We start from the raw sequence: 11,808 nt of genomic DNA on the forward strand, positions 1-11,808 counted from the left end.
TTATGATTTTCAGAAATTTCAAAATACTCAACCATCTTTTTCGACCTGTGCATATGAAAAGTTAACAAGTTGCCACTCCATCGAAATAGTTAAGAGTCGTTTACAGCACTAAACTAAATCTTGAAACCAATTCCACATTAATTTTCTTTTAACTAATTCTACGAGTAGTAAATAACTTGCAGTTGCAAGAACTAAAAAAACAAAGAAGCCCCATGGCAAGGGAACCAATCCGAGGTATGGGGCTATTGGGCTAAAAGGTAAAACAATTGCGAGGGTTAACGCAGCCAAAACACTCATTGTCAAAGGCAGGCTGGGTGGGCTTTTAAAGGGATTTTTTGCGGTGCGAATGATAAAGATTACTAAAATCTGCGTTGCCAGAGATTCTAGAAACCATCCGCTTTGAAACAGCGACTCAGAAGCATGGAATACTTTAAGCATTACAAAAAATGTAACAAAATCAAACAAAGAACTGATTGGACCAATGTAAAACATAAAACGTTTTACAATCGTGATGTTCCATTTTTTTGGTTTTTGGAGAAAACTGTCATCCACTTTATCGGTAGGAATGGTCAGCTGAGATACATCATACAAAAGATTATTAATCAATATCTGTGTGGGCCTCATAGGGAAAAATGGCAAAAATGGTGCTATAAATGCCATGCTTAGCATATTGCCAAAATTGGAGCTGGTTCCCATCATCAGATATTTCATTACGTTTCCAAATGATTTCCTTCCTTCAAAAATACCATTCAGTAAAACTTTTAAGTTATGCTCAAGTAAAATAATGTCAGCAGCTTCTTTCGCTACATCAACCGCATCAGCTACTGAGATTCCCACATCCGAAGCACGCAAGGAAGGTGCATCGTTAATGCCATCGCCGAGAAATCCCACGACATGTCCTTTAGCACGTAGAGCTTGTATGATCATTAACTTCTGCTGGGGAGAAAGGCGGGCAAATACATGGGTTTGTTCGGCAATTGTCGTTAGAGCAGAAGAAGAAATATGTTCCATCTGCTCTCCAACTAAAATGTCCTGGCAAGATAAACCAACTTCACTGCACACATGGCGAGTTACTAATTCATTATCTCCTGTCAAAATTTTAATTTGAATTCCTGCTCTCTTAAGATCATTAATCATCTGACTAGAATCTTTTAAAGGCGGATCTAGGAAAGTCAAAAAACCGGCTAAGACTAAATCTTTTTCATCATCTACCTGATAAATCTGCTGTTTTTTAAGTTGCCGATAGGCTACTGCAAGCACTCGATAACCGTCTTGACTTAAGGTATTAAATAAAGACCTATATTTTTTAATGCTGGAATCTTTTAAGGGATGGATCTCTTCTTGCATCATATAGAACGTGCAAAGCTGGAGTATCTGCTCAGGTGCCCCCTTCGTTATTAACCAATGAACATCCCCCTTGTCAACGACCACGCTGGAACGACGTCTTTCAAAATCGAAAGGTATTTCGTCCACTTTATTGTAAGAAGTTATATCCGGATGATGATGGCGCAAAATGGCTTCATCCAGAGGATTGAGCTTGGTATTTTCTAATATGGCTATATCTATGGGATTTTTTATTCCAGTTCCATATAAACTGTTTAGATAGGCCAATAACATAACTTGTTCTGAGTTGTTACCGGTCAAATCAATCGATTGCTCTAAAGTCATCTTGTTTTCAGTTAAAGTACCGGTTTTATCGCAGCATAAAATATCAATGCTGCCAAAATTTTGAATTGCTGTTAAATGTTTAACAACCACTTTTTGTTTGGACATCCGCAGCGCACCTGTTGCTAGAGTCACGGTGGTAATCATGGGCAAAAACTCAGGTGTGAGTCCAACAGCCAAGGCCATAGCAAACAATAATGATTCTATTGGTGAATGACCAAACCAAAAATTTATGACAAACACAAAAAGCACGAGAAAAAAAATGGTCTTCATTATAAACAGGCCAAAATTCAACATTCCTCTTTCAAATTCGGTCTGTACTGAAGTTTTTGTGAGCTCTTTGGCAATTTGCCCTACCAAACTGTTTAATCCAGTAGATACAACTAAAGCAATTGCATAGCCGCTTACTATTGAGGAGCCTGCAAAGACAGCATTGTTTGCAGCTGCAGGATTTGTAGGAATTACAGGAAGAGGCGCGAAGTCTTTTTCAACAGCTAAGGATTCTCCGGTTAGGACGGCTTGTTGAACATGTAAATCTTTGGCATTCAACAAGCGGCAATCTGCTGGCACCATATCACCCGCAACCAATTTGATGACATCACCTTGAACCAGCTCCTTTGAAGGAAGATTAATTTCCTTACCATCTCTAAACACTTTTGATAACTGCGCTACTGTATTTTGTAATTTTTCAGCAACCAACAGCGAACGATGGCTTTGAAAAAAATCCAGAAAAATACTCACTGTAATGACAAGAATGATAATAACTGCATTTGCAAGATTTCCTGTAAATGCCGAAACAACAGCAGCAAACATTAAAATTGCCACTAAGGGATTTGTGGAGTGTGAGAGCGCTTCCAGAATAATGGAGCGATAGCGCTTGGATTTGATTTCGTTTGTTCCATACCCTTCCAAGCGGTTTTGTGCTTCCTCAGCTGATAAACCTCCCCATGAACTGTGAAGAAACTGGAGAGCCATCTCGGCACTCATTTGCGAGAGTTCGAATATATCATGAGGCATAACTGTCCCTAGTTAGCTGTTATATTCCTTCAATGAGTAAGAAAAACAGGAAGGCTGTTCACGGACACTTCCTGCTAAAGACATCCCGCATTATTCGTGTTCAGGGGCCACAACAAAAATGCCAGGAGCGTTACGTAGGTATTCATTGTAGTCCATGCCGTAACCAAAAATATAATGGTCATCAACTCGCAAACCGACAAAATCAGCTTCTTTCAAGCCATTGGGTACTCGCTTATGATGTTTATCCACTAAAACGGCGCTATACACTTCACTGGCGCCCATGGTTTTGATTTCTTCTATAATTGCAGCCAAGGTAACTCCGCCATCGAGTATGTCATCGACGACCAATACCGTTCTACCTTGTAAATTTGCGCTTGGTTTTACTTTCCAGTGCAAATTCCCACCTTTAATTTCGCCGCGATATCGAGTCGCATGGACGTAGTCAACCTCTAATGGAAAATCCAATCGGGGCAGTAAATTTCCCATTGGTACCATGCCCCCTATCATGACGCACAAAATAACAGGATTTTTATCGTGCAGGCGTTCATGAATATTAATTGCCATACGATCTAAAGCAGCCTCAACCTCTTTGGTTGTAAACAGACAAGTTGATTTCTCGTAAACTTCTTTAATTTTGTTTGGGATAGACATTAAAATTCCTAAAGTTAAGAATTAATCTTTACGTTTGCTGGGTAAAGGAAACATACTGACTTTACTGTCATCCCTTACTTTATCATGAACCTTTGCAATCCCTTCTTTATCGACTTCATCAATGCGGAAAATGGCATGCATGGGGATGTAAGTCCGCTTCACACTATTAAATTCCACCTTTAAACGCTCTTCAGAAGGATCAACCACTAATGACGTGTGTTCACCGAAGACAAAATCTTCAACTTCCAAGAATCCGAACATTTCACTTTCACAAACCTTACGCGCATAAATTTCGTAAATCGCATCCTGATTTGCGAAGGTAATTCGAAAGAGTGATTTTTTTGACATGAGACAAACCCAAAAGTAAAGCCGGCCATAGTATAGCAAAGCTCTTTGTATAATTGCAGCAATTAGCTGCTCATCCACAAAAATCGGTTCATTTTACTAATCAGGACTGAGAGCGATCATGTGGGCAGATGGTTTGTACCGGCAGCTGTTCTCGTTCCAATAATTCATCCTCGAGAATTTCAGGCAAAAAATCCGTATGAGCCTTTTCGTATTTTTGCATCAACAAACAATAAAAACCAGCCGGGTAAGGCCACATCATTTTGCCTACTTCATTGAGAAACTCAAGACGATGAATCCAGGTTTCACTGTAAACAGGTGGAATAAAATAAAAACTGGATAAGCTGCATTGAATGTAACCCCTATGCTGCATGGCTCTTTTGATAAAGTAAAATGACATGGAGTTCGGTGAAGCAGCACCAAAACAAGAGTGGCGCCCTACGTGCATGAATAAGTTCCACAGGCTTAAAGGATTGATGCCAAGAAAAAGAATATAACCCATGGGCTTTAAAATTCTGTCTAATTCATCAATTGGATTGATTTGATGAGTGAAAGCTTGCAAAGTCAAAGGGGCGATGATGCAATCGATGCTGTGTCTATCTAAGGGCATGGCGTTAAAAGATGTCACAATATTACTTGTGGGGGCCGAATAAGGACTTGCTATCCACTTATAGCGATAGTGTAATACATCAAGCCAGGGATTATTAGCACAAGTCCCCAGTTGTAAGAGTGTATCTCCATAGAGAAATTCTGAAAGAGGCGAAATCTCCTTAAGAAAAGCCTGCCCAACATGAAGACCTTGATGGTTGGCAAACCAGTCTCGAAGAGCTTCAAATTTGTTTTTTTGATCAACCGACAAGTTATGACTCAATTGGAACAAATGATCTTTTGTACCATATAGTTATAGCAACCAGCAAGATAGAGACCCCGAAGAGGTCTCTGCTTAAAACAATCAAATTTTATCGGTTTCTGTGCTTTCTAGAAAGCAGAGCAAATTATCAATTTCTGATACAAGCGTAACATCGGAAGTCCCACTACCCATATTTTCTTCAGCAGCAATCAATCTTAAATTGATATCATCACGCCAGTTTTTTAAAGCAATAATTTGCTCTTCTACCGTCAATTCTCCATCAGCCAAGATAGAGGAAGGTTGACAATAGTAACGTGGCGGATTTGCAATACGTTCACCATGCTCTAACATGTCTTCTCCTCCTTGTTTCTACAATATTTTTTTATCTTCTATATTAATTTTAGCACATTGACATTTTTGTGCTGCGGAGGTTTTGGTTTTAAGTTATAGTGTGCTTGGAACCGCAGCAAAGTCCTAATATGGAATACAATAAACAAGAACAAGATTTTGAGTCCATTGCTCACCTCTTCATTCAATGTAATCTGTTGACTGAGGATGAACTTATCCATTATCAATGTGATGCCCCAACATCGGGCTGCACACTCTTACAGTATTTAATTAATACCAAGTCCGTTTCCGCAAAACAGTTGGCTTTATTAATATCAGAACATTTCGGCTTGACTTATATAGATCTGGATGAAATTCAACTGAAAGACCTATCAGAGCAATTCATTGATTTTGAGTTGATGGTTCAACATCGATTGCTGCCTATTGCCCATAAATCACATCTTATTCTGGCAAGTGACAGCCCGGTTAGCCCCTCACTTCTTAGTGAACTTCGATTTACAAGTTGTCATGATTTTATTCCAGTGATCGTGGAAACGGATAAATTAGATAAATGGCTCAAACACCAGATCTTAAAAAGAAATAATCACTTAGAAATTCAAAATAAATTGAATGAGTTTGGTTTGAACCAGGATGCATCAGTGATTCAGTTTCTAGATCAGCTTCTTATCGATGCTGTCAGAAAAAAAGCTTCCGATATACATTTTGAACTTTATGAGGAAATTTTAAGAATTCGTTGCCGCTATGACGGCATTTTAGTTGAAGTTGGGAAATATACTCGGGATTTAGCGCAAAAATTGCTCGGGCGTATCAAAATCCTTGCTAATCTTGATATTTCTGAAAAGCGCGTCCCCCAAGATGGCCGCTTTCAGCTAGAGTATGAAGGCAATGAAGAAACGGTTGATTTTCGAATTAGCATCTGCCCTACCATCCACGGGGAGAAAATGGTAATTCGTATTCTTGATCAAAAAACTCCAAAGATCCCTGTTGAAGAATTGGGGTTTAACGCAGTGCAAAAACAAAATTTTCTAGAGGCAATTCAAAAACCACAAGGAATGATTTTAGTCACAGGGCCAACTGGAAGCGGTAAAACCGTAACGCTTTACAGCGCCTTACATCAATTAAATTGCGAAGATAAAAACATCTCTACGGCTGAGGATCCAGTCGAATTAAAAATGTATGGAATAAACCAAGTGCAAGTGCATGCCAAGGCAGGTCTGACATTCGCCAGCATTTTACGTGCCCTATTACGCCAAGACCCAGACATCATCATGATTGGCGAAATCCGCGATTTTGAAACAGCGGAAATTGCGATGAAAGCAGCTCAAACCGGACATTTAGTCTTTTCAACACTGCATACCAATAGTGCTGCAGAAAGTTTGACACGTCTTAATACGCTAGGGATTTCAAACTTCAATATCGCCAATTCGGTGAGTTTAATTGTTGCCCAGAGGCTTGCGAGGCGTCTTTGTGATCACTGCAAGGTTTCTTATCGGGCTCTTTCTGAATGGCCCCAAAATATCGGTAAACACCTGCAAACTGCTATTTATCGTGCAGTCGGCTGCAACCAGTGTAATCAAGGATACCATGGCCGCATTGGCTTATTTGAAGTAATGCCCCTATCTGCATCGATTGCCGAACTCATGGTATCAGGAGGAACCTCAGTAGAGATCCATAAGCAAGCTCAAAAGGAAGGCATGATAACTCTGTTTGAGTCAGGACTGGAAAAAATAAAGGCTGGATTAACAAGCTTTGAAGAAATAAGACGAGTAGCGGTGCAACAATGAATAAAACAAGCAAGATTAACAATTATCGTTGGCGTGGATGGGACAAATCAGGAAACAGGTGTCAGGGGTGGATTAAGGCACAAAATGCCTTAGAGGCCAAATATCAATTATTTCAGCAAGAAATTGCAGTTACAAAACTCTCAAAAAAATATTTTTTATGGCTAAACATACATTTAAAGGATAGCGCAGTCTTCAGCCAACAGTTGGCTACTTTACTGCAAGCGGGAATTCCCTTGTTGGCGAGTCTTAGAATTATGCAAAAAGGACAAATCAAACCAGCCATGAAAACCTTACTCATTTCCATTCAAAAAGATTTGGAAAGCGGTTACAACTTGTCAGAATCTCTCGCAAAGCAAGGCAATTGTTTTAATGATCTTTACTGTGGTTTGCTTAATGCGGGTGAAAAAGCAGGAGCACTGGCCATGACACTCCAACACCTTGCTCATTATCAAGAAAAAATTATGGAGACGAAAAGAGCTATTAGAAAAACCCTCGCCTATCCGTTAACTGTATTTTTCATGGCTGTTCTAATTTTGATTGCTATGTTAATTATTGTAATCCCTGAATTTGCTCGTATTTTCCAATCGTTTCATGCTGAATTGCCGGGCATAACCAAACAAATAATTTTTTTGTCCGAATTTTGCAGACTGTATGGTCTTTATTTTCTTGGATTTTTTTTCATATCTTTTTTAATTTATTGTTCTTTGAAGCAATTCTCGCCAGGTTTTAGCAAGCGTTGCGATTATTGGGAATTAAAATTGCCTTGGTTAGGCTCCTTTCGCCGTAAGCTGCTTATTGCTCAACTTACGCAAAGTTTAGCGATTACCCTGCCATCCGGTTTGCCATTGATAGAAGCCCTTCAGTTAGCTGCCGCTGCGATTGAAAATTTAACCTTTAAGCGGGTGATTGATGGCATAATTAGAGATATTTCTCAGGGGGAACCGTTGTCAGAGGCGTTTAAAGAAGGCAATGTATTTCCAGTAATGCTTATTGAGATGTTGGCTATAGCGGAAGAATCGGCAACATTAGATCAAAGTTTTCAAAAGCTGACTGACTATTACAAGGCTGAAATCGAATTTAATATACAAAGCCTAAATACTTTTTTGGAGCCCCTCATCATGTCAATAATAGGTTTGGCTATTGGAATTATACTGCTGGCCATGTATGTTCCAATTTTTAGACTTGGTACAGTAATTTAATATGACGAACTTTGAAATCTTACCTTCACCGGCTGCATATATCTTGCTTGCCTTATTTTCATTGGCTATTGGGAGCTTGCTAAATGTTATAATTTATCGTTTACCCAAAATGCTTTTTCAAGACTTGGAAAAGGATTGCTGCGAGCATTTCAATTTGCAACCTATGGAAGAAGCTGCAATAAACTTATTTCTTCCTCGTTCGTTCTGTGTGCATTGTAAAAATAAAATTTCGGCATGGCATAACATCCCCTTGCTGAGCTTCATCGTTCTTAGAGGGCGTTGTAAACAATGCGGTGAACGAATTGCCTGGAGATATCCTCTTGTCGAGGGATTGAGCTCTGCCTTGGCTTTGTTTGCTGCCTGGCATTTTGGATTTAATTTAACTCTGCTGTTTGTCCTTTCGTTTATATTCCTAAATATTTGTTTATTCTTTATTGATTTGGAGCATGGCCTCCTTCCCGATGGCTTAACGTTGAGTTTGCTATGGTTGGGCCTTATCGCCAACAGTTTTTCCTTATTTACCAGTTTGCCAGATGCCGTGTTAAGCAGCGCCGCCGCATTTTTAGCTCTATGGATATTTATTCAGCTGTTCTATCTTATAACCGGTAAAATTGGTATGGGGAATGGTGATTTTAAATTGTTTGCTGCTTTTGGAGCCTGGTTTGGTTGGTCGCAATTACCACTTATCTTGTTACTCGCCTCTTTCTCCGGCGCAATAATTGGCTTTAGCTATTTAAAATTTCAGCGAAAATCAATGGAAACCACCATTCCTTTTGGTCCCTATCTCTGTTTTGCGGGGCTAATATCAATTTTTTGGGGTAAGGAAATCATGCAGTGGTATTTGCAATTGTTTTTAAACAACTGACCTAACACACTTTAAAGCGTATGAACCCATTTCTCTGTGTAAAAAAACAAATCGTTATTGAGCGTTATTAGTGACTGAATTTAGGGTCACATCAACAAATGGATAATAGTTACCTGATGCTAATTAAAGAGCAGGTCGTTTAAGATTATTTGAATTGTTTAAATGTATTTAAAGAGCTAATTCTTCTTTCTTGAGGAATATTAACAGGGCTGTTAATATCCAACTAACTTTTTGCTACTTACAAGTTAAGGAACGAGGTTGTGCCTGTACCTAAAAAAAAATTAACTTTCTTTTTATCGGAACCTCCAGTAGCTAACTCAGCGTATAAAGCCTTAAAAGTAAAATTTAAAGATAAAGATGGAGTAGAAAAAGTTGGATTATACGAATCCAGCGCTTACAAAATACTTATAACTCAATATTCTATCTTAAGCTCCTATGTTCTTGACAAAGAAGGGACAAAGCCCCTCGTTTCTAACGAAGAGAAGGAAATTATTGGTGCAGTCTCAGCACTTCATACTGCTACTCATCCAGTTTCGCAAGAGGATTGCTCTTTGGGAGGACTGCAAAAATAAGGTGCAATGCCCATTAAAATTGCGATGCCAGCATGAAATGCCGAATAGTATAATAGTTTTACCAAATTACTTCTTTATCATTAGCCATAATAGATACAACATCAATTTGAATTTCAGTTAATTAATCAATTTAATGGCTAAATCAATAAGTGTGCTAATGATTTAAAAATACCTACTATAGCTATAGCAATAATATAGCGAGAGTTTATTGGACACTTATGGTATTAACAGTGCCTTAGCACTTGATAAATCTTCTAACCATAATCATCTTATACTAGGGGAGAAATGCAACACCGCTGTCATTGCTGCCTAAATTGTATGAATCAGAGCTCCTATCAAGCAGTTTTTCGGCGCTTCATGATTGCAGCAAAGAATTCAGGCTTGTTTAAGCCTATGGCAGCAAAAATCTGCGGCACCCTATCCCAACTGTTTTCTTGCTCAATGCTGGCTACGACCAATTCAAATCCTTTTTCTTTGTCCGCAGGCACTCCCCAGCCATTGATGTAGCATAACCCCCGAAGCCTTTTAGCCAATACATGCCTGAGCTTTTCTGCATTTTGCAAATAAATATGCGCTTCCTCATAAAGCTGTTTCATTTGGCGCTCATTGCTGGAGCTTGCAAAAAGGCCTTCCAACTGCAATCGCTCTCTAAATTTTGCTTCATCCAATAAAGTCTTGGCTAAATCGTATTGAGCATTGGCATCATCCAAAGCTCCGGCAGCACGCAGGCAAGCCTGGACCATATCCGCTGCAAAAGGATATTTTTTATTCCCCACTAAATTTTGATATATTTCCTTTAGCTCATGATAATAAGCAATCTCTTTAGCTAAAACCTCATCAGACGGCTGATTATGAATGCGATTTTGTTGCATTGCTTTTAGCTTTTTGGTAAGACGTTTAATTCGATAACGTTTTAAAAACTTCATCATTGCTCCTTAAACAGCAGCTGGGGGAATTGCAAGAATCCATTGAAGCACGGAAATTGCGATCAGAACCAGAACCACCAAGCCTAATATTTTTAACAGAAATACCAACGTTTCCTGCATGTCTCTTTTTATCTTTTCTCTTTGTTGAGGTTCTTTTTTCTCGGGAACCAAGTGGTAAATGCGATTATCAATGTAATTTGAGGCAAAATAAGAAATGTAGCCGCAAACAAGAGCAGGAATGATGAGCAATAAAAGAATTATCCAGGAGGCGCCCATAACAGTAAAATGGAAATCATCCCTCAACCATTCACGCCATACTAAAACAAATTGAGGAACATCATAAATCCAATTGAATAAAAGAAAGGGCATCAAATAAAAGCTAAAGGCAAAGAGGCTTAAGCTGATTAACAGAGCTATGATGCCAATTATAAATAATGTATGGTTTTGTTGAAAACGATCATATTCCATAGTTTACTTCTATTCAGAATTAACAAATCCCTTGCAAAAAGAAATCCAATCCAAGGTGCGTGTGCGGGAAGTGTATAATAATTCACTGAAAAATATCAGCGGCTTTAATTCCCACGATTTGAAGTTACTTTGAAACCATAGCAGAAGCCTGAGAAATTTCCAAGCAGGACAATGTTCATCAAATCAGTTCTGGTGGATGGGATAAATTATTGAGTAAACTTAGCAAAATCACTGGAGATTTCAAAATATGAAGCGTCATGTTTTTATGCTTTCCGATGGCACTGGAATTACCGCCGAAAATTTAGGCAATAGCTTGATCTCACAATTTGAAAATATTCAATTTGAAAAACAAACCATTCCTTATGTGGACACAGTGGACAAAGCGCAGATGGTGGTTGAGAGAATTAATGCTTGCTATGAAGAAACGAACGTTATGCCCTTAGTATTCATCACCCTTATCAATCCAGAAATTGTCAATACTATCAAACAAGCGAAAGCCAATATTTTCGATTTATTTCACACCTTTCTGGGTCCGCTGGAAGACACTTTAAATTCAAAATCCTCTTATACTGTTGGCCGAACTCATGGCGTTGCTAACAGTCAGATGTATAGCCAGCGGATTGAAGCGGTGGATTATGCCTTATCTCATGACGACGGCATTAAAATACGTGATTATGATAAAGCCGATATTATTTTAATAGGTGTATCTCGGTGCGGTAAAACGCCAAGCTGCATTTACATGGCTCTGCATTTCGGTGTATTGGCTGCAAATTACCCGTTTACTGAAGAAGATCTTACTTTTTTCAAATTGCCTGACTCTTTAAGACCTTTCAAACAAAAGCTATTTGGTTTAACGATTGACCCAGAAAGACTACAGCACATCCGTACTGAGCGCCGACCTAATAGTAAATACGCTTCTTTAGAGCAATGCCGACTTGAAGTAAAAGAGGTTGAGTCGATGTATCAGCGGGAAAAAATTCCCTATTTGAATTCAACGCGCTATTCAGTTGAGGAAATCTCTACGAAGGTTTTATCAATAGCTGGCTTGAAGCGTAAATTCTAAATACCCTTTAGCTCAGAGCTTCCAATTGTAGAACATTTCAATTGGAAGCTTCTAT

12 protein-coding genes are annotated in these 11,808 nt (G+C 38.9%); 5 read left to right on the plus strand and 7 right to left on the minus strand.

What is annotated here, in order from left to right; genetic code table 11:
* Positions 1–108 precede the first annotated feature (108 nt).
* From mgtA to EL203_RS07030, 5 genes are all read right to left on the minus strand, one after another.
* Positions 109–2,682 (minus strand): magnesium-translocating P-type ATPase, encoded by a 2,574-nt coding sequence (gene mgtA, locus EL203_RS07010; RefSeq protein ID WP_082647161.1) that lies wholly within the window; start codon positions 2,680–2,682, stop codon positions 109–111.
* Between the two features lie 90 nt (positions 2,683–2,772).
* Positions 2,773–3,333 (minus strand): hypoxanthine-guanine phosphoribosyltransferase, encoded by a 561-nt coding sequence (locus EL203_RS07015; RefSeq protein WP_058470994.1) that lies wholly within the window; start codon positions 3,331–3,333, stop codon positions 2,773–2,775.
* Positions 3,334–3,354: 21 nt separating this feature from the next.
* Positions 3,355–3,681 (minus strand): DUF1820 family protein, encoded by a 327-nt coding sequence (locus EL203_RS07020; protein WP_058472202.1) that lies wholly within the window; start codon positions 3,679–3,681, stop codon positions 3,355–3,357.
* A 100-nt stretch (positions 3,682–3,781) separates the two neighbouring features.
* Positions 3,782–4,537 carry a methyltransferase domain-containing protein gene (locus EL203_RS07025; protein WP_058470993.1) on the minus strand — a complete coding sequence of 252 codons (756 nt, stop codon included), beginning with the start codon at positions 4,535–4,537 and terminating at the stop codon, positions 3,782–3,784.
* A 93-nt stretch (positions 4,538–4,630) separates the two neighbouring features.
* Positions 4,631–4,879, minus strand: a complete 249-nt coding sequence (locus EL203_RS07030) for a hypothetical protein (protein ID WP_058470992.1) — start codon at positions 4,877–4,879, stop codon at positions 4,631–4,633.
* A gap of 128 nt (positions 4,880–5,007) precedes the next feature.
* Between EL203_RS07030 and EL203_RS07035 the strand changes: the two genes are divergently transcribed.
* From EL203_RS07035 to EL203_RS07050, 4 genes are all read left to right on the plus strand, one after another.
* Positions 5,008–6,660: a GspE/PulE family protein gene (locus EL203_RS07035; RefSeq protein WP_058470991.1), complete on the plus strand. Its 1,653-nt coding sequence runs from the start codon at positions 5,008–5,010 to the stop codon at positions 6,658–6,660.
* Entirely contained in the window at positions 6,657–7,859 is a 1,203-nt protein-coding gene (locus EL203_RS07040; RefSeq protein WP_058470990.1) for a type II secretion system F family protein, read from the plus strand. The genes EL203_RS07035 and EL203_RS07040 overlap by 4 nt, the downstream gene beginning before the upstream one ends.
* Before the next feature lies 1 nt (position 7,860).
* The gene (locus EL203_RS07045; protein ID WP_058470989.1) at positions 7,861–8,724 is read left to right on the plus strand and encodes a prepilin peptidase; all 864 of its coding nucleotides are present in this window, start codon (positions 7,861–7,863) and stop codon (positions 8,722–8,724) included.
* Between the two features lie 260 nt (positions 8,725–8,984).
* Positions 8,985–9,296 (plus strand): hypothetical protein, encoded by a 312-nt coding sequence (locus EL203_RS07050; protein WP_058470988.1) that lies wholly within the window; start codon positions 8,985–8,987, stop codon positions 9,294–9,296.
* Positions 9,297–9,631: 335 nt separating this feature from the next.
* Here the strand turns inward: EL203_RS07050 and EL203_RS07055 are convergent, their stop codons facing one another.
* Entirely contained in the window at positions 9,632–10,222 is a 591-nt protein-coding gene (locus tag EL203_RS07055) for an SEL1-like repeat protein (protein WP_058470987.1), read from the minus strand.
* Positions 10,223–10,231: 9 nt separating this feature from the next.
* Positions 10,232–10,690, minus strand: a complete 459-nt coding sequence (locus EL203_RS07060; protein ID WP_058470986.1) for a hypothetical protein — start codon at positions 10,688–10,690, stop codon at positions 10,232–10,234.
* A 247-nt stretch (positions 10,691–10,937) separates the two neighbouring features.
* Here EL203_RS07060 and ppsR point away from each other — a divergent pair, with 247 nt between their 5' ends.
* Entirely contained in the window at positions 10,938–11,753 is an 816-nt protein-coding gene (ppsR, locus tag EL203_RS07065) for a posphoenolpyruvate synthetase regulatory kinase/phosphorylase PpsR (protein ID WP_058470985.1), read from the plus strand.
* Positions 11,754–11,808 lie beyond the last annotated feature (55 nt).

It is taken from the genome of Legionella jordanis, assembly GCF_900637635.1.
Lineage (GTDB): Bacteria > Pseudomonadota > Gammaproteobacteria > Legionellales > Legionellaceae > Tatlockia > Tatlockia jordanis.